Source organism: Vibrio sp. Isolate23 (genome assembly GCF_022398095.1).
Lineage (GTDB): Bacteria > Pseudomonadota > Gammaproteobacteria > Enterobacterales > Vibrionaceae > Vibrio > Vibrio coralliilyticus_A.
On sequence record NZ_JAKEUV010000008.1, the window covers coordinates 82,580 to 102,049 of the forward strand.

Here is a 19,470-nt window from a genome sequence, read left to right on the forward strand (position 1 = left end):
ATGCGAATCTTCGCTGATCGACTGGTGGAGCAATTGAATAAGCAGCTCCACCCAGCTTATCTTGTATTTGGTAATGAACCTCTGCTACTACAAGAATCGCGTCAGTCCATTCAAAAAGCCGCTTACACTCAGGGCTTTGAAGAACGACACCGGTTCGCAGTAGACAATAGCTTTGATTGGAACTTAGTGTATGCCAGTTGCCAAGCATTAAGCCTGTTTTCATCACGTCAATTGATTGAGCTAGAACTTCCTGAATCGGGGGTAAACGCGGCGATTGCCAAAGAGCTAGTAGGCATTTCAGAGATGTTACACAACGACATCATATTAGTCGTGATTGGCACTAAACTCACTAAAGCTCAGGAAAATGCTAAATGGTTTAAAGCCCTGTCCTCTCGCGGCTGTTGGGTAAACTGCCTCACCCCAGACCTCAACCGTCTGCCCCAGTTTGTTCAGTCACGCTGCAGAGCACTGAACCTAAACCCAGATGCTGAAGCAGTTCAGATGTTGGCTCAGTGGCATGAAGGCAATTTATTCGCTTTAACTCAAAGCTTAGAGAAACTGGCTCTACTCTACCCAGATGGTCAGTTAAACCTAATTCGGTTGGAAGAATCTCTAAGCCGACACAATCATTTCACTGCCTTCCACTGGGCTGATGCTTTACTCGCAGGTAAAGCAAACCGTGCTCAGCGCGTACTTCGTCAATTAGAAGCAGAGGGTACTGAAGCTGTTATTTTAATCAGAACTATCCAAAAAGAACTCACGCAACTCTTGGCGATGCAACAAGCCCTTAAGTCTCAATCAATCGGGCAAGTTTTTGAGCGCTTTAGAGTTTGGCAATCCAAAAAACCACTGTACTCAGCGGCGTTGAATCGGCTAACTCAAGCCAAGCTATCCCAGTTGATTCAGTTAATTGCCAAAGCGGAAATAATTTCTAAAACTCAATATGACGCTTCCAGCTGGCCACTATTACACCAGTTAAGTACTGAGATGTGCTTGCCGCAAGTGAAGCTGTAAAAAGCGTGATATACTACGCCGCTTTGATTTGCGCCTAAAATAAATAATGAGGAGATAACCTTGCAACTTGAAGAACTGAACGATTTTCTAGTAGATAAAGCCGATGATATGAAAGCACAAGATATTAAAACTCTTGATGTTCAAGGCAAGTCCAGTATCACGGACTACATGATAATCTGCACAGGCACTTCAAAACGTCACGTAGCGTCAATTGCTGAACATGTGGCAAAAGAATCTAAGCTTGCTGGGATAGTTCCTCTAGGCATTGACGGCGAAGATGAAGGTGAATGGGTCGTATTGGACATGGGAACAACAATTCTTCATGTTATGCAGGAAGAGCAACGTGAGCTTTATCAACTAGAGAAACTCTGGAGCTAAATTAATGAAGCTTCAGTTGATCGCTGTCGGCACTAAAATGCCCAAGTGGGTGGAAGAAGGCTTCCAAGAATACAAGCGCCGATTTCCTCATGACATGCCACTAGAGCTTGTTGAAATTCCAGCCGGGAAACGAGGAAAAAATGCCGACATTGCAAGAATTTTGCAAAAAGAAGGCGAGGCTATGCTGGCTGCAGTGCCAAAAGGTAATCGAATTGTTACCCTAGATATTCCTGGCAAAAAGTGGGATACCCCACAATTGGCTCAGCAGCTAGAGAACTGGAAACTTGATGGTCGTGATGTTTCGGTTTTAATCGGTGGTCCGGAAGGACTGGCTCCAGCCTGTAAAGCAGTGGCTGACCAAAGTTGGTCACTATCCGCTTTAACGTTACCACATCCTCTGGTTCGCATCGTTATGGCAGAAAGTCTGTATCGAGCTTGGAGCATTACTGCAAACCACCCATACCACCGAGAATAATCAATTCATGTTACGAAAGCGCACCCGAATAAGGGATTACCAAGAAGAGGCACGGCTGTTTAAAAGTCGTGCTATTGTCGCTTTCATTGGTATCGTTGCTATGGTTGGCCTATTAGTCGCCAACCTGTACAACATCCAAATCAATCAATATCAGGACTATAAAACTCGTTCAAATGACAACCGGATTAAAGTGGTTCCAATCGCCCCAAACCGCGGATTGATTTACGACAGAAACGGTACCCTGCTTGCCGAGAACCGCCCGGTTTTCAACTTGGAGATCACACCAGAAAAAATCGAAGACATGGAAGGGACTATTGCTCGCCTTCAAAAATACATTGAGATCACACCCGAACAAATAGAACGTTTTGAGCGAGAGCGACGCCAAACTCGCCGTTTTAAATCAGTCCCACTGTTGACCCAGCTCACACAAGAGCAAGTCGCCAAGTTTTCCGTCAATCAGCACAAGTTTCCTGGCGTAGCAGTGAACGCCAGTTTAAAACGTCACTACCCTTATGGTGAAGTTCTGACTCATGTCATCGGTTACGTCTCGCGCATAAACGATCGTGATATGCAGCGCCTGATAAGAGAAGAAAAAGACGCGAACTACCAAGCCACTCGCGATATCGGTAAGCTCGGCATTGAACGCTATTATGAAGACCTTCTTCATGGTACTGCGGGCTATCAAGAAGTTGAAGTTAACAGCCGCGGACGGATAATCCGTACCCTAAAATACATTCCTCCAGTCCCGGGAAAAGATATTGTTCTCAACCTTGATATCGATCTACAACTTTATATTCATGAATTACTGGCTGAGCGCCGTGGTAGTGTCGTCGTTCTCGATCCAAACGACAATGGTGTCTTGGCCATGGTATCGAGCCCAAGCTATGATCCCAACGCCTTCGTCCATGGTATTTCAGGAAAAGCCTATAGCGCTCTGCTCAATGATAAAAACCGCCCTTTAGTTAACCGCGCAACACTGGGTATTTATCCACCCGCCTCGACAATTAAACCATTTATGGCTGTTGCTGCTCTACAAGAAGGCGTTGTAACACCGTACACAACACGCAACGATCCAGGCTATTGGAAAATTCCTAACTCAAAAACTAGGCCTTTCCGAGATTGGCTACGCTGGGGACACGGTCGTGTGAACATCGTTAAATCCATCGAAGAGTCAGTGGACACCTTCTTCTATCAAATAGCCTACGATATGGGCATAGATCGCATCTCCAATTGGATGATGATGTTTGGCTTTGGTGAAAAGACGGGAATCGATATATACGAAGAAAGCAAAGCAAACATGCCAACTCGGGAATGGAAGATGGCTCGACACCGTGAGCCTTGGTATCAGGGTGATACGATTCCGGTTGGTATAGGACAAGGCTATTGGACCGCAACACCAATACAAATAGCGAAGGCAACTTCAGTATTGGTCAATCGAGGCAAAGTTATCGCTCCTCACTTACTGCGTTCAACCATAGAAAATGGCCAGCAGTTTGATAAACAAGTACTCTCTGAGATTGAAACATATCCTCCTATCACTGGGGTGAAAGAAAAATTCTGGGATCTCTCCATTGAGGGGATGAGACTGGTCAACCACGGTAAGAAAGGAACCGTACGCCGAGCATTCTACAACACCAAATATGTAAGTGGAGGCAAATCTGGGACAGCGCAAGTATTCGGTCTTGCTGAGGACGAGGAGTACAACGCAGATGAAATCGCAGAGCACTTACGTGACCATGCGCTATTTACTGGCTTTGCGCCACTCGAGGATCCAAAACTAATTGTGACTCTGGTATTAGAAAATGCCGGCGGTGGATCATCACAAGGCGGCCCAGTCGCAAGACGTATCTTCGACCATGTATTAGTAAAAGATAAAGAGGCAGAACAATAATGGATTTTGATCCAGCTACGGGGCAAAACCGAGCGCTGTTTGAGCGCTTTCATATCGACTTGCCTCTGTTACTCGGTATTCTTGTCTTAATGGGCTTTGGCCTAGTAGTCATGTACAGTGCGAGTGGTCAAAGTCTGGCCATGATGGACCGCCAAGCTATGCGAATGGGCTTATCCCTAGGTGTTATGGTCATTCTTGCGCAAATTCCTCCTCGAACATACGAAACTTTGGCACCGCTTATGTTTATAGTCGGGGTTTTACTGTTGTTCGGCGTACTATTCTTTGGTGAAGCTTCCAAAGGTGCCCAGCGATGGCTCAATCTGGGCTTTGTCCGCTTTCAACCCTCCGAGTTGCTTAAGCTCGCGGTGCCTCTTATGGTGGCCCGATTTATTGGTAAACGCTCACTGCCACCGACCTTCCAGACTCTCGTTCTATCTTTAGTCATGGTCTTTGTTCCCACTATCCTCATTGCTAAACAGCCAGATTTGGGCACTTCGATTCTGATTGCAGCGTCAGGTATATTTGTTATCTTTCTTGCAGGGATCAGCTGGAGAATCATCTTCGCCGCAGCGTGTGGCCTTGGTGCTTTTTTACCGATTCTCTGGTTCTTCCTTATGCGTGAGTATCAGAAAGTCAGAGTAAGAACGCTGTTTAACCCAGAGTCAGATCCTCTTGGCGCTGGTTACCACATTATTCAAAGTAAAATAGCGATTGGCTCTGGTGGCATATCAGGCAAAGGCTGGCTACAAGGTACCCAATCCCAATTAGAGTTTTTACCAGAGCGCCACACTGACTTTATTTTTGCTGTGATCGCTGAAGAATGGGGATTAATTGGTATCCTAATTTTACTTAGTCTGTATCTGTTTATTATTGGTCGAGGGTTAGTGTTAGCCAGTAAAGCACAAACCGCTTTCGGCAGAATGATGGCTGGCAGTATTGTTCTAAGCTTCTTTGTCTACGTTTTTGTTAATATCGGCATGGTTAGTGGCATTCTGCCTGTTGTTGGTGTCCCACTCCCCCTCATTAGTTATGGTGGAACATCAATGGTTACTCTTATGGCCGGCTTTGGCATACTTATGTCGATTCACACTCACAGAAATGCATTCTCGAAGGCAACCTAAATGACCCTAAATACTCCTTTGCTTGGCATACTATGCGCTGTAATCCTGTTAGCGGGTTGCTCATCAACGCCTTCTCAGCGATACACGATCGATGACGATATCGCCCCAGATTCACCGATTTCTGTTGATCACATAGAAGATGCTAATCCTCAGTACGAACCTTATAGCTTGGGCGGTAATAGTGACTACACACTGCGTGGAGAGAAATACAAAATTATCAGAGAGCCTCAAGGCTTCACCCAAGAAGGGATGGCATCTTGGTACGGCAAAAAATTTCACGGTCACCTAACGTCTAACGGCGAAGTGTACGATATGTATTCTATGTCGGCGGCGCACAAAACCCTACCTATTCCCAGTTATGTTAAAGTCACTAACAAAGACAATGGTAAAACGGCCATTGTGCGCGTCAATGATCGCGGACCTTTTCATGAGGGTCGAATCATAGACCTCAGTTTTGCCGCAGCGACCAAGCTGGATGTGATTCGTACGGGAACCGCAAATGTTGCCATCGAGGTCATCTCAGTAGGTAAACCCACGGAAGCTCACAAACAAAAAGCACTGCCTAAGTTCGTTGTTCAGGTGGCTTCATCACAACACGAAGACAGAGTGCGAACTTTAGCACAAGATTTAAGTCAAACACTTTCAGTCAAAAGTTATGTCAATTCGGATAAAAACATTCATCGAGTGTTTCTAGGTCCATTTGATGACTATATGCTGACACAAAAAGCATTAGAACAAGTCAAGCTGATGGGCTATTCAAGTGCTTTTATAAAATCCCAGTAGTCCTCAATCCAGTGTGGGGCAAGCCTTACACTGGTTTGAGCGATTGTTTCTGTTAAGATATGGACAGTTAATATAAACCTGTAGTCAATATGAAAAAAACAACGCTAATTAAATCCGTTTTTGCGTCTTCTATTGCGCTTTCTGCAACTTTCGCATCCACTTCATTTGCCGCTCCGATTGTTGTACCGGATGCCCCCCAAATCGCCGCAAAAGGCTACGTTTTGATGGATTATCATTCAGGTAAGATCCTGGCTGAAAAAGAGATGAACACCAAATTGTCTCCAGCCAGTCTGACCAAAATGATGACCAGTTATGTCATTGGTCAAGAATTGGAACGCGGTAATATTTCACTTCAGGATGATGTGACGATCAGTAAGAATGCATGGGCAAAGAACTTCCCTGATTCTTCCAAAATGTTTATTGAGGTTGGCACCACAGTCAAAGTGGAAGAGCTCAACCGAGGTATCATTGTTCAATCCGGTAATGACGCCTGTGTAGCGATGGCTGAGCACATTGCTGGCTCAGAAGACGCTTTCGTAGATCTGATGAATGCTTGGGCTAATACCCTAGGTATGAAAGATACGCACTTTGCTAACGTCCACGGCCTAGATAACTCGAACCTATACTCAACGCCTTATGACATGGCACTGTTAGGTCAAGCCTTGATCCGTGACGTGCCTGATGAGTACCGTATCTACTCCGAGAAGAAATACACTTACAACGGTATCACACAGTATAATCGTAATGGCTTACTGTGGGATAAGAGCATGAACGTTGATGGTATAAAAACCGGCCATACAAGTAATGCGGGATATAGCCTAGTGAGCTCTGCGACAGAAGGTAAAATGCGTCTTGTTGCGGTCGTGATGGGAACCAAAAGCGCCAATGCACGTAAATCTGAAAGTAAGAAATTGCTAAGCTACGGTTTCCGATTCTTTGAAACCGTTGCCCCACACAAAGCCGGTGAAACCTTCGTCGAAGAAAAAATCTGGATGGGTGACAAAGACACTGTTGCGCTAGGCCTCGACCAAGACACATATGTTACCCTTCCTCGCGGAGAAGCGAAGAATCTTCAAGCAAGCTTCGTGCTTGAAAAAGAACTTGAAGCCCCCATTAAAAAAGGTGACGTAGTTGGTAAGCTATACTATCAACTAGAAGGCGAAGATGTTGCTGAGTACCCACTTCTTGCTCTTGAAGACGTAGAAGAAGGTAGCCTATTCAGCCGTCTGTGGGATTATATTGTGATGCTGATTAAGAGCTTCCTATAATCCAGAACACATATTCATCAAAAGCCGCTTCACGCGGCTTTTTTTATTCTCGCTAGCTCAAATCGCGAGAATGTTGAGATTTAGATTCAATGGCAGTACTATTCCGCGCTGCTTACATGACATTCAACTTGGAGTTTCAAAATGTTGACTATCAACTCAGATGCAAAACTGAAAGACCTGCTTGAGTTCCCTTGTTCATTTACCTACAAGGTAATGGGCTACGCCAAGCCTGAACTGCCAGAGAAGGTTCTTGAAGTGATCCAGCGCCACGCTCCAGGTGACTATAGCCCTAGCGTGAAACCAAGTGCCAAAGGCAACTACCATTCGGTATCTATTACCATTACAGCGACGTCAATTGAACAAGTCGAAACGCTGTATAAAGAGCTGGGTGAAATCGACATTGTACGCATGGTTCTATAATTTTATTTGATAAAATAAAATTAATTTGAAAGCAGCGAAAGCTGCTTTCTTTTTAAATATCATATAGATAATAATCCTGCATATTTCCAAGGGTTAAAAATGTGTAACTGGTATATAGTTCAATGACCAGAACCAGTTTATAATCCCAAGACTTTATTTACTGACTATAGGATCAGGAATGCAAAACCAGCTTGTTGTGAAGCGTCTGGGTAGGCAAGATTACGAACCTATCTGGCAAGCCATGCACGACTTCACAGATCACCGTACTGAGGAAACCTGTGATGAAGTATGGCTAGTCGAGCACAACCCTGTCTTTACACAAGGGCAAGCAGGTAAAGAAGAGCATTTGATCAATACCGGTGATATCCCTGTTGTCCAAAGCGATAGAGGGGGTCAGGTGACCTATCACGGTCCCGGTCAATTGGTGGCTTACTTCCTGATAAATTTACGTCGTAAAAAGATCGGGGTCAGAGAGCTTGTAACTCATATAGAGAACCTCGTGATCAACACCCTTAAAAATTACAATATAGAGTCGGCGGCACGACCAGATGCACCAGGCGTCTATGTTGATGGTAAAAAGATCTGCTCTTTGGGGCTGAGAATCCGTAAAGGATGCTCATTTCATGGTTTAGCATTGAACGTAAATATGGATTTATCACCGTTTTTGCGTATCAATCCATGTGGCTATGCCGGAATGGAGATGGTTCAAATGAGCCAGCTTGGTGGACCGGATGATCTTACCCAGGTTGAAGCGACATTAGTCGATGAACTTGTAGCTTTGCTTGGTTACGAGCAAGTTGAATTCAGCACAGAAGCCTCTCCTACGCGATGAGAAGCAAAGAGAAGTAAAGATAGCATGAGTAAACCAATCCAAATGGAAAAAGGCGTTAAATACCGCGACGCCGACAAGATGGCACTGATCCCAGTTAAGAACATGCCAACTGAGCAAAAAGAAATCCTGCGTAAGCCTGATTGGATGAAGATCAAGCTACCTGCTGATAGCCAACGTATCCAAGATATTAAGTCAGCGATGCGTAAGAATAACCTCCACTCGGTGTGTGAGGAAGCGTCTTGCCCTAACTTAGCAGAGTGCTTCAACCACGGTACCGCCACTTTTATGATTCTTGGTGCTATCTGTACTCGTCGCTGCCCTTTCTGTGATGTCGCTCATGGACGCCCAGTTGCTCCTGAAGCCGATGAACCGCAAAAACTGGCGCAAACCATTTCAGATATGAAACTGAAATATGTGGTTATTACCTCAGTTGACCGTGATGATCTTCGTGACGGTGGAGCAAAGCACTTCGCTGATTGTAACCGTGAGATACGTGTCAAAAATCCAAACATCCGTATCGAGACTCTAGTCCCAGATTTCCGCGGCCGTATGGATGTCGCGCTTGAATTAATGAAAGACAACCCACCAGATGTCTTCAACCATAACTTGGAAACGGCACCTCGTCTGTACCGCAAAGCTCGTCCAGGTGCCAATTACAAATGGTCGCTACAGCTGCTTAAGAAATTCAAAGAACAGCATCCAGATGTACCGACTAAATCAGGCCTGATGATGGGTCTAGGTGAAACTAAAGAAGAAATCGTTGAAGTTCTTAAAGATCTTCGCGAGCATGGTGTGACTATGCTGACTCTAGGTCAGTATTTAGCGCCAAGTCGTCACCATCTCCCCGTTGAACGTTATGTGCCGCCTTCAGAATTTGATGAGCTAAAAGAAATTGCTCTGGAACTGGGCTTCACTCACGCGGCATGTGGCCCATTTGTTCGCTCTTCATACCATGCTGACCTACAAGCACAAGGTGTCGAAGTAAGCTAAATATCACTTAAATTAGTCGTAAGGGTTGGCAAAATAAGTCAGCCCTTTTTTGTTTCGTTTCTTGAATGAGACACAACTCTTCTATAGGCTTAGCCCTAACGACATAAAAAAGTACATCTCCAAGGAATTATTATGAAAAGACTAGGTTTTGTTGCTGTTGCTCTCGCCGCGCTAACAGCAGGTTGCGCGTCTAACACACAGCAGGACAATTTCCGCGAAGCTTCTTTTGAGCTGTGTAATACAGAGGTTGAACTTTACTCTGTCAGTGACGATGGCCGTGTACGTATCGTATGTGCTGACGGATCTAAGTTTGCTCTAACCAGCGAAGCAACGCTTGAGACTATGCGTGACATCAACATCGATTACTGTGATGGTGAAGGTCTCGGTAAGTTCAGCGAAAGCCGCAAGTACTACTCATTCAAGTGTAAGTCAGGTACGCTACTGAGCATTTCAAAATAGGCTCAAGCTAGAATCAAAAAAGGTTGATGATTTGTTTTCATCAACCTTTTTCATTTCAGCAGAAAGCGATCCACTATTTGAATGTTCTTACCGACAACACCTTACCATTACTTCCCCCCATGCTGGTCACTTCGACTTCTAACGAGTTCATCGAAATAATGCCGTCTGTTGAACAGATAACAAAAACATACGCACAGGAAAACTTATCTTCGAAAGGCATCGGAATCCGGTTCCAATAAAACTCACTCGCTTTCGCATCGGTGCGGAATTTTCGATAGTCCGCTGGTGCCGTTGAACCGCTTTGCTTTGCAATATGCGCAGCAAAAACTCGGTTTTGCTCTTTATCTACACCAACAGCCATTTCACAACCACTAAACGGCCCAGACGCTAACCAACCTATGCCACTGCCTGTGTAACGCCCTACCACCGCTTTGGTTTCAGCGTATGGTACCCAAACACCAGCATCAACGGAGGAATCATCTCGCGTCAAAACTACTTTGCCATCACGCTGAATTAAGGTCACACCATACTGCTTTTCCAAATAGCCAGTCTCGCTGTTTTCCGGTTGACACGTGAGACGAATATCCATTTCAATATTTTTGCCGACCAAAGCGGTCAGGTTTTCTTTCGTTGGACGCATTCAACTCTTCCTTATGAATAGCCAATTAAAACTAAGTATATAGATTTAAACTCAATACCAATCAATAACAGATATAAAACATTGTGATTATGTTGCGGTTTTTAATCATTACTCATTGAGTGACCAGTATGATAAGGGAAGTGAAAGAGTAACTGGTTTATCCAGTTGGTTTGCTTAGGGAAAGAATCAGAAAATAAAAAACCTCCCTACGGGAGGTTTTAAAAATAGCAATGATTAGTGCAGTGAGATTAAGCGTAAACCGGTAGGCGCTTACAGATTTCCAGCACTTTAGCTTTCGTTGCTTGGATAACCTCTTCGCTGCCGATGTTATCAAGAACGTCACACATCCAGTTCGCTAGTTCTTTAGCATCTTCTTCAGTGAAACCACGACGAGTGATGGCTGGAGAACCTACACGGATACCAGAAGTCACGAACGGGCTACGTGGATCGTTTGGCACTGAGTTCTTGTTTACCGTGATGTTTGCTGCACCAAGTGCTGCATCTGCATCTTTACCTGTGATGTCTTTGTCGATGAGGTCAACTAGGAACAGGTGGTTCTCTGTACCGTTAGAAACGATCTTGTAACCACGCTCTTGGAACTGGGCAACCATCGCTTTAGCGTTCTTCACTACACGAGCTTGGTACGCTTTGAACTCTGGCTCCATTGCTTCTTTGAACGCTACCGCTTTACCTGCGATAACATGCATCAGAGGACCACCCTGACCACCAGGGAATACCGCTGAGTTCAACTTCTTGTACATCTCTTCGCCAGCATTAGACAGGATTAGACCACCACGTGGGCCCGCTAGTGTCTTGTGTGTTGTTGTTGTCACAACATGAGCATGTGGAACTGGTGTTGGGTATTCGCCTGCTGCGATTAGACCCGCAACGTGCGCCATATCTACGAACAGGTACGCGCCTGCTTTGTCTGCGATTTCACGCATGCGAGCCCAGTCAACGATTTGAGAGTAAGCCGAGAAGCCGCCGATGATCATTTTAGGCTTGTGCTCTAGAGCAAGTTGCTCCATCTCGTCGTAGTTAATTTGACCCGCTTCGTCGATACCGTAAGGAATCACGTTGTAGTGTTTACCAGAGAAGTTTACTGGTGAGCCATGAGTCAAGTGACCACCATGCGCTAGGCTCATACCTAGAACAGTATCACCTGGATTTAGCAATGCCATGTAAACAGCACTGTTTGCTTGTGAGCCCGAGTGAGGTTGAACGTTCGCGTACTCACAGCCGAATAGCTGACATGCACGATCTATTGCCAAAGCTTCCGCTTTATCAACGTATTCACAACCGCCATAGTAACGCTTGCCAGGGTAGCCTTCAGCGTATTTGTTTGTTAGCTGAGAACCTTGAGCTTCCATTACACGCGGACTGGTGTAGTTTTCAGAAGCGATTAGTTCAATGTGTTCTTCCTGGCGAAGAGTTTCTTCTTGGATTGCTGCGAACAGTTCCGCATCGTAATCTGCGATATTCATATCACGCTTTAGCATCTGTATCTCCTGACTCAGATTTAAACTGAAATTTGCAAAAAACCTACTAATGACCCTATTAATCTACGCAAATTTACTCACGCAAACGTTTGCATCACGTTAATAGCGCGCATTCTACATAATTTGATCTTGGCCATAAAGAGAAAGTTTTACTTTTTCTCATGCAGATTCTTCATGTGGTTCTACAAGGATTGTCATATTGTCACCTTTCTAAATCGTATAAATATGAAAAGTGTCAATTTTTCCCTTTACACCCCGTAAAACGATAATTACATAGGTTTACCTTAAATTTGCTTCTCAAGCTACCGAAAACCTCATTTTTTAAATAGTATGCGCGCCATTATCCACTGTAAAAGTTTAAAATTGATGGAAAAACACTCACGCAAAGAAGATTGGATTGCTATTTTAACCGGAACATTTCTGGTCGCTCAGGGCGTTTTCTTCCTCCAATCTGCAGATCTGTTAACCGGAGGCACCACTGGTTTAGCGCTGCTTATGAGCCAGTTTGTGTCACTTTCCTTCGGTACGCTTTACTTTTTGGCCAACAGTCCTTTTTATATACTCGCGTGGAAGCGTTTTGGCTCACGATTTGCCTTTAACAGTGCTATTTCTGGTGCATTAGTCTCTGTGTTTGCAGACCACCTATATCTGGTCGTCAGCCTTGAAACGGTCAACGTTGTGTATTGCGCGGTTGCCGGCGGATTACTGATGGGCTTAGGTATGCTTATCCTGTTCCGGCATCGCTCAAGTCTCGGCGGTTTCAACGTACTTTGCCTGTTTATTCAGGATAAGTTCGGCATTTCAGTGGGCAAGTCTCAACTAGCTATTGATTGTTGCATCTTGTTCGCATCATTCTTTTTTGTCTCTCCTGAAGTGATCGGGTTATCCATTCTGGGCGCTATCCTGCTCAATGTCGTGTTAGCCATGAACCACAAGCCAACCCGTTATTCGGTCAACTACGGTTGAGAACCACTAGATGAAGAAAAGCCCGCGATTGCGGGCTTTTTGCGTTATTGGTTGCTGCGATTAGTGTGAGGTTCTGGCCTTCACATCGTGACTTAGCTCTTTGTTCAGTTCAGCTTCCACATGTCCTGGAGATTGCGTACCTGCTGAAATCAGTCGGTACATCGCAGGGATAACAAACAAAGTCACCAGCGTTGCGAAACCCATACCGAAGAAGATCACCGTACCTACCGCCACTCGGCTTTCATAACCTGCCCCTGTCGATAGGATCAATGGAATTGCACCTGCAAGCGTAGTGAATGCCGTCATCATGATTGGGCGCAGGCGACGTGCCGCAGCATCGACTATTGCTTTCTCAAATTCGAAGCCGCGATCACGCAGTTGGTTCGCAAACTCAACGATCAGGATACCGTTCTTGGTCACCATACCAATCAACATGATCATGCCAATCTGGCTGTAGATATTCAGCCCTTGACTCATAAAGAACAAGCCCAAGAAGCCGCCAAATACCCCCATAGGAACTGTGAACATCACCACTAGTGGGTTAATGAAGCTTTCAAACTGCGCTGCCAACACCAGGTACGCGACCAACAGTGCTAAGCCAAACACCACCAGAATACTGGATTGGTTCTCTTTATAATCTTTCGATTCACCAGAGTAGCTGACTGATATATCGCCCGGCAGAATATCCACCGCTTGTTGATCTAGGAAGTCCAGTGCCTGACCTAAGGTATACCCGTCAGACAAGTTAGCCGTTACGGTAATCGATTTCTGTTTGTTGTAGTGTGACAAACGAATCGACGAAGCCACTTCTTCAATCTTGGTGACCGCATCCAGTGTCACCAACTCGCCAGAGCTGGTTCGCAGATAAATCTGGCTCAGATCCGTCGCGTTATTGAAGCTGTTCTCATCACCGCGTAAATAAACATCATATTCTTCACCACGCTCGACAAAAGTCGTTTCACTCTTACCGCCAAGCATAATTTCTAAGGTCTCAGAAATCTCTGATACGCTGATACCCAACTCTGCCGCACGTTGTTTATCAACCGTCACCACCAGCTCAGGGGTTCGCTCAGAATAGTTAATGTCCGCCCCTTCCATGATCGGAGACTCTTCCGCTAACTGCTCAAGCTTTTCGGCCCACTGTTTCAGCTCAGGGTAATCAGAACCACCTAACACGAACTGGACGGGCTCACTAGAACCGCCTCTGAAGCCTGGCATAAATGGGAAGACACGAACATCAGGAATACCAACCAGCGCCTTTCTTACTTCTCCTAGCGCCTGCTGAGCCGTTACATCACGATCATTCCAGTCATCCAGAATCATGATGACAAAACCCGTCTGGTCACCGGCGTTACCGCCAAAGGCTGGCGATTGAATACTGAAGGACTTAAGGAAACCTTCGCCCAGTAGCGGCAACAAGCGCTCCTCGACGATATCCATGTTCGCAGCCATGCGGTTGTAACTGGTAGCATCAGCGCCACGAACAAAGGCAAAGATCACCCCGCGGTCTTCAGATGGCGTGAGCTGAGAAGGCACTTGCTTCATCAAGCCCCAACTTCCGCCGATACAGGTCAAAATGATCAGAGGCGCTGCCCATTTCCATTTCAAGGCTCCACGCAATACTTTACGGTAACCGCTTTCCAAACGACCAAACATGCGATCGATGAAACGGTTAAAGCGGTTTGGTTTCACGTTAGCCTTTAATAGTTGGCTGCCCAATACTGGAGTCAGAGTCAATGCAATCAGTGATGAAAAAATCACCGACATCGCCAACAGTACCGAAAACTCGGTAAACAGCAGGCCGACCATACCATCCATAAACGAGATGGGCAGGAAAACCATGACCAGTACCAGAGTTGTCGCCACAACGGCAAAGCCAACTTCACGTGTCCCTTTGTATGCCGCCAATAGTGGTTTTTCACCCCGCTCGATATGGTGGAAGATGTTCTCCACCACCACGATGGCGTCATCGACCACCAATCCAATCGACAATATCAGCGCCATCAGCGTGATAAGGTTGATAGAAAAACCGAAGTAGTAAGCGGCCATGAAGGATGAAATCAAAGAAACAGGCACCGTTACTGCTGGGATCAGCGTGGCTCGTGCCTGACCAATGAATATGTACAGCACGAGAATGACCAGACCACCGGTAATAAACAGAGTGCTATACACTTCTGCTATCGAACGCTCAATAAAAACGGTTGAATCATAGTCGATGGCAAGACGAGTTCCTAATGGAAGGAACTGCTGGATTTTTTCCACTTCATCATGCACTAAGTCCGCCACTTCAAGCGGGTTAGCGTCTGATTGAGGCACAATACCCATGCTGACATTAAGAACACCATCACTCTTAAAGGTCGAGTTTTCGTTCTCCGCGCCGATGTAAACATCAGCCACATCTTTCAGATAGATGGGGGTATTATCACTGGCACGCTTGACCACCAAATATTCAAAATCTTCAGCCACGTTGTAGCTGCGAGCAGTACGAACCGACATTACGATCTGATCGTTACGTACCTCGCCGCCCGGGCTTTCAATATTCTCATTGTTGAGTGCCGCTGTAATGTCAGAAGTCGTGACTCCGCGCCCTGCCATCTGGGCAGGTTTCAGCTTAACGTACATGACTTTGTACAAGCCACCAGACACGTCCACCGAACTTACACCTGAAATCAAACTGAACCTGTCGAGCAGAACTCGGTCAACATAATCCGTCAGCTGAGTCCGATCCATTTCTGAAGAACTCAGATTGATGTAGAGAGACGCTTCACCGGAGCCATTATTCTTATAAACAATCGGATCATCCGCCTCATCAGGCAAGGAACGCTGCGCACGTGCAACCGCATCCCGAACGTCACTGACACCAGTATTGAGATCATACCCGAGCTCAAAAGTAATCGTGATTCGTGAACTGCCATTACGCGTGGTCGATTCAATTTCGTCAATACCGCTGATACCAGAAAGCTGATCTTCCAGTGCAGACGTAATTTGGCTTTCAATAATGGTCGCTGAAGCGCCTTCATAACGAGTACTGATTGAAACAACCGGACTTTCAATATCCGGCATTTCGCGTACCGCCAGTTTACTGAAAGAGACAATACCAAATACACACAGCAGCAAGCTGAGAACAACCGCCGCAACAGGTCGTTTTACTGAAGCATCAGATAACCACATTAGCTATTACCTTCTTGCTTATTACTCAGTGGTTTGCCATCTTCACCCAGTTCATTCACGGCCACGCCATCGCGCATATTCACTATGCCTTGAACAACGATTTTCTGGCCGATATCCAAGCCTTTTTCAATCACGACCTGGTTGCCGATACGAGCGCCTAAGAAGACTTCAGTGCGAACCGCTTTGTTGTCATCTCCAACTACGTAGACGTAACGTTTGGTGCCAGAATATTCGAGTGCTTGAACAGGAATAATCGGCGCTTCCACTGGCGGGAAATCGATATCCGCCGCGACTAACATCCCTGGCTTTAACTTTTTATCCGGGTTTTCAAAATGAATTCGTACTCGTAGATTGAGCGTTTCTTCATTGATGCGTGAGTCGATACCGACCACTTGCCCCTCAAACATCCATCCATCCCATGCAGCCGTCGTTGCGGTGACCTTCATACCTTTCGATATTTGAGACAAATAACGCTCAGGCACTTGTAAATCCAACTGCATGACAGATAAATCATCCAATGCAACCAACTCATCCCCCGTACTCACCAACTTACCTAAGCTAAAATCGACGAAGCCGACAGTACCAGAAAAAGGCGCAGTAATATTTAAATCACTGAGATTCGCATTGGCCGCGTCAAGACGTGCTTGAGCAATTTCTACGCTGGCTTTCTGCGCATCAATTTCAGTCTGAGTGATCGCATTACGCTTGACCAAGCGTTCAAATTCTTTGAGCTTGCGCTTTTCATCTCTCAGGTAGGCTTTCGCTTCGGCAACGCTGGCTTTTGCCTTGTCATCATTAAGCTGAATCAGCAACTGGCCTTTCTTTACTTCTTGATTAGCTTTAAATGCAATGACATCGACTTGACCTGTCACTTCAGAGGAGATCACAACCGATTGCTCTGCTTCAATTTTGCCTACCAAAGATAAAGACTGTGAAACTTGATGTGTCTGGACCTGCTCTGTCACCACTGTTACTGTCTGTGGCCCTTGCCTTTTAGCTTGAACAGTAGGTGTGGCCGCAATCATAGACAACGAAAAAATACTCAGAATAATTTTATTTTTCATGATTGAAATTCTGTCTCAAAAAACTCGGCATATTGTACTCATTAAACCACTTGGGAAACGTCAAGTAATGTAAAGAGAGAGCAATAAACTGTAAGTTTAGACTTTGATTACCTGAGCTTTTAGGTTACTTACTGGCATCTTTGCCCAAAAAGCCAGCATTCAATTCAAAATCATAAGAAAAGTCTTTACAGGTTTAGCGAGTTTGCTATGATGCGCTCCGCACTTGAGTAATGGGTTGGGAAATCATTTCTTAAGTATAAAAACACCTTGGAGGGGTTCCCGAGTGGCCAAAGGGATCAGACTGTAAATCTGCTGGCACTGCCTTCGATGGTTCGAATCCGTCCCCCTCCACCATATTAAATGCTTGATTGATGTGTTGGGAAAACGTCAGTTAAGGATAAAAAGCCCTGGAGGGGTTCCCGAGTGGCCAAAGGGATCAGACTGTAAATCTGCTGGCACTGCCTTCGATGGTTCGAATCCGTCCCCCTCCACCATATTAAACGCTTGATTGTTGTGTTGGGAAAACATCAATTAAGGATAAAACACCCTGGAGGGGTTCCCGAGTGGCCAAAGGGATCAGACTGTAAATCTGCTGGCACTGCCTTCGATGGTTCGAATCCGTCCCCCTCCACCATATCAGCGAAAAGCCAGCTCATTGAGCTGGCTTTTTTCGTTTCTGCTTTCCAATTACGCATAAAAAATGCCCCGCACAAGCGAGGCAATGAAGAAAACACTATAGGGGGTGATTACTCTTCAATTAAAATAATGCGTGTCTCGTAAGGACGTAGGGTCTGATTTCGAGAAACAGCTTCAGGTAAAACGTAGTTGCCTAATACATACTTAGCACAATCCACCTTGAAAGAGTCCGGCAGTGCACATTGCGCTTCCACGCCGTAATAGTTGTTGAGACAAATCAGCGTCTGTTTGGCGCTCTTACGTTGATAGCCAAAGATCTGCTCATGATTCGGATACAGATCTTGATAATCCCCTGTCGTGATCACTTCAATCTCTTTGCGCAATTGAATTAACTTCTGATAGAAGTAAAAGACCGAATCACTGTCATCAACGGCTTTAGCTGCGTTGACTTGAGGATAATTTTCTGCCACCGCCAACCAAGGATCTACCTGAGAGAAGCCAGCATACTGCTCGTCATTCCATTGCATTGGCGTCCGTGAGTTGTCACGGGATTTCTGAGCCAGAATATCGATCATCTCTTCGTTGCTGACACCTTGCTGGTTGACCATGATGTCATACATATTGGTGCTTTCCACATCACGGTATTGCTCTATCGAGCTATAGCCGGGATTGGTCATCCCAATCTCTTCCCCTTGATAAATGTATGGTGTGCCTTGCATCATATGGACAGAGGCTCCCAACATTTTGGCGGATTCCACTCGATAGTTTTTATCATCACCTAAGCGGCTAACGACACGTGGCTGATCATGATTACACCAGAACAGTGCCCCCCAACCTTTGCCGTTCAATCCTGTTTGCCAATGGTTAAAGATTTGCTTTAGCTGTAAAAAATCAAAGGGCGCTTTAGTCCACTTTTCACCATTTGGGTAATCCACTTTGAGGTGATGGAAATTAAACACCATCGACAATTCTTTGTTATCCAGAGAGGAATACTGCTGGCAGTGTTCCAATGTGGTAGACGACATTTCGCCAACCGTAACGCTGCCATATTTTTGGAACACAGCTTCGCTAATTTCCTGCAAGTATTCATGTACACGAGGGCCATCTGTGTAAAAGCGGCGACCATCACCGATATCATCATTCGGGAAGTCTTGCTGCTTAGAAATCAGGTTGATTACATCAAGGCGGAAACCATCCACGCCTTTCTCTGCCCAGAAGCTGATGACCTTTTTCACTTCCTCACGAACTGTCGGGTTCTCCCAATTGAGATCCGCCTGTTCTTTGGCAAAGAGGTGCAGAAAATACTGGCCTGTTTGCTCATCCATTTCCCATGCACTGCCACCAAACTTGGACTGCCAGTTGTTTGGAACGTCACCTTCTACCGGATCTTTCCAAATGTAGTAATCACGATATGGGCTGCTCTTATCCCCCAGCGCAGATTGGAACCAAGCGTGCTCGGTAGAAGTGTGGTTAACGACAATATCCATGATGATGCGAATACCACGCTGATGTGCTTCATCAAGCAGACATTCGAAATCGTCCATGCTGCCAAATTGAGGGTTAATGGCGTAGTAGTCTGAGATGTCGTAACCATTATCGATCATCGGAGACTGATAGACTGGTGTTAGCCAAATGGCATCAATACCGAGCAATTTTAAGTAATCGAGCTTAGAAATGATGCCCTTAATATCCCCTGTTCCTTTACTACCGCTATCACAGAAGCTCTTCGGGTAAATCTGATATATCGAAGCCGTTTTCCACCAGTTCGCATCATTTGTGATTGTTGTCATTGCTAAACTCACTTACCAAAAAATAAAAAATCGAAAAAATAGCAGAAGCGATCGCCGAATTGCGATCGCTCCT

At 45.5% G+C, this 19,470-nt stretch carries 17 protein-coding genes and 3 tRNA genes; 15 read left to right on the forward strand and 5 right to left on the reverse strand.

Annotated features, from left to right (window positions below):
- The 11 genes from holA to L1D31_RS17580 all read left to right on the forward strand — a co-directional run bounded on the left by holA (position 1) and on the right by L1D31_RS17580 (position 9,631).
- A complete protein-coding gene (gene holA, locus L1D31_RS17530) occupies positions 1–1,014 on the forward strand; it encodes a DNA polymerase III subunit delta (RefSeq protein WP_239838350.1) in 1,014 nt (337 codons plus the stop codon).
- A gap of 60 nt (positions 1,015–1,074) precedes the next feature.
- Positions 1,075–1,392 (forward strand): ribosome silencing factor, encoded by a 318-nt coding sequence (gene rsfS, locus L1D31_RS17535; RefSeq protein WP_239838351.1) that lies wholly within the window; start codon positions 1,075–1,077, stop codon positions 1,390–1,392.
- Between the two features lie 4 nt (positions 1,393–1,396).
- A complete protein-coding gene (gene rlmH, locus L1D31_RS17540; protein WP_239838352.1) occupies positions 1,397–1,867 on the forward strand; it encodes a 23S rRNA (pseudouridine(1915)-N(3))-methyltransferase RlmH in 471 nt (156 codons plus the stop codon).
- Positions 1,868–1,874: 7 nt separating this feature from the next.
- Entirely contained in the window at positions 1,875–3,758 is a 1,884-nt protein-coding gene (gene mrdA / locus L1D31_RS17545) for a penicillin-binding protein 2 (protein ID WP_239838353.1), read from the forward strand.
- Positions 3,758–4,879, forward strand: coding sequence for a rod shape-determining protein RodA (rodA, locus tag L1D31_RS17550; protein WP_239838354.1), 1,122 nt, complete (start codon positions 3,758–3,760; stop codon positions 4,877–4,879). The genes mrdA and rodA overlap by 1 nt, the downstream gene beginning before the upstream one ends.
- Positions 4,880–5,662: a septal ring lytic transglycosylase RlpA family protein gene (locus L1D31_RS17555; protein ID WP_239838355.1), complete on the forward strand. Its 783-nt coding sequence runs from the start codon at positions 4,880–4,882 to the stop codon at positions 5,660–5,662. It begins immediately after the preceding gene.
- Between the two features lie 89 nt (positions 5,663–5,751).
- Complete coding sequence (locus tag L1D31_RS17560; protein ID WP_239838356.1) at positions 5,752–6,930, forward strand: serine hydrolase; 1,179 nt, start codon at positions 5,752–5,754, stop codon at positions 6,928–6,930.
- 141 nt (positions 6,931–7,071) lie between these two features.
- Complete coding sequence (gene ybeD / locus L1D31_RS17565) at positions 7,072–7,350, forward strand: DUF493 family protein YbeD (protein WP_114786547.1); 279 nt, start codon at positions 7,072–7,074, stop codon at positions 7,348–7,350.
- A gap of 178 nt (positions 7,351–7,528) precedes the next feature.
- Complete coding sequence (gene lipB / locus L1D31_RS17570; RefSeq protein ID WP_239838357.1) at positions 7,529–8,182, forward strand: lipoyl(octanoyl) transferase LipB; 654 nt, start codon at positions 7,529–7,531, stop codon at positions 8,180–8,182.
- 24 nt (positions 8,183–8,206) lie between these two features.
- The gene (gene lipA / locus L1D31_RS17575) at positions 8,207–9,172 is read left to right on the forward strand and encodes a lipoyl synthase (protein ID WP_239838358.1); all 966 of its coding nucleotides are present in this window, start codon (positions 8,207–8,209) and stop codon (positions 9,170–9,172) included.
- A gap of 132 nt (positions 9,173–9,304) precedes the next feature.
- Positions 9,305–9,631 (forward strand): hypothetical protein, encoded by a 327-nt coding sequence (locus L1D31_RS17580; protein ID WP_239838359.1) that lies wholly within the window; start codon positions 9,305–9,307, stop codon positions 9,629–9,631.
- 73 nt (positions 9,632–9,704) lie between these two features.
- On the opposite strand, the gene L1D31_RS17585 is transcribed toward L1D31_RS17580, so the two are convergent.
- Positions 9,705–10,271 carry a hypothetical protein gene (locus tag L1D31_RS17585; RefSeq protein ID WP_239838360.1) on the reverse strand — a complete coding sequence of 189 codons (567 nt, stop codon included), beginning with the start codon at positions 10,269–10,271 and terminating at the stop codon, positions 9,705–9,707.
- Between the two features lie 248 nt (positions 10,272–10,519).
- Positions 10,520–11,770 carry a serine hydroxymethyltransferase gene (gene glyA, locus L1D31_RS17590; protein WP_239838361.1) on the reverse strand — a complete coding sequence of 417 codons (1,251 nt, stop codon included), beginning with the start codon at positions 11,768–11,770 and terminating at the stop codon, positions 10,520–10,522.
- 366 nt (positions 11,771–12,136) lie between these two features.
- Between glyA and L1D31_RS17595 the strand changes: the two genes are divergently transcribed.
- Positions 12,137–12,736 (forward strand): YitT family protein, encoded by a 600-nt coding sequence (locus L1D31_RS17595; RefSeq protein ID WP_239838362.1) that lies wholly within the window; start codon positions 12,137–12,139, stop codon positions 12,734–12,736.
- Between the two features lie 60 nt (positions 12,737–12,796).
- Here L1D31_RS17595 and vexH read toward each other — a convergent pair whose 3' ends face one another.
- Both vexH and L1D31_RS17605 read right to left on the reverse strand, forming a co-directional pair.
- Complete coding sequence (gene vexH, locus L1D31_RS17600; protein WP_239838363.1) at positions 12,797–15,907, reverse strand: vibriobactin export RND transporter permease subunit VexH; 3,111 nt, start codon at positions 15,905–15,907, stop codon at positions 12,797–12,799.
- Complete coding sequence (locus L1D31_RS17605; RefSeq protein WP_239838364.1) at positions 15,907–16,971, reverse strand: efflux RND transporter periplasmic adaptor subunit; 1,065 nt, start codon at positions 16,969–16,971, stop codon at positions 15,907–15,909. The genes vexH and L1D31_RS17605 overlap by 1 nt, the downstream gene beginning before the upstream one ends.
- 269 nt (positions 16,972–17,240) lie before the next feature.
- On the opposite strand from L1D31_RS17605, the gene L1D31_RS17610 reads away from it, so the two are divergent.
- The 3 genes from L1D31_RS17610 (at position 17,241) to L1D31_RS17620 (ending at position 17,605) form a co-directional block, all read left to right on the forward strand.
- Positions 17,241–17,325: transfer RNA gene (locus L1D31_RS17610), tRNA-Tyr, on the forward strand.
- 55 nt (positions 17,326–17,380) lie between these two features.
- Positions 17,381–17,465, forward strand: a tRNA-Tyr gene (locus L1D31_RS17615).
- Between the two features lie 55 nt (positions 17,466–17,520).
- Positions 17,521–17,605: transfer RNA gene (locus tag L1D31_RS17620), tRNA-Tyr, on the forward strand.
- 112 nt (positions 17,606–17,717) lie between these two features.
- Here L1D31_RS17620 and treC read toward each other — a convergent pair.
- Complete coding sequence (gene treC, locus L1D31_RS17625; protein WP_239838365.1) at positions 17,718–19,397, reverse strand: alpha,alpha-phosphotrehalase; 1,680 nt, start codon at positions 19,395–19,397, stop codon at positions 17,718–17,720.
- Positions 19,398–19,470: the final 73 nt, after the last annotated feature.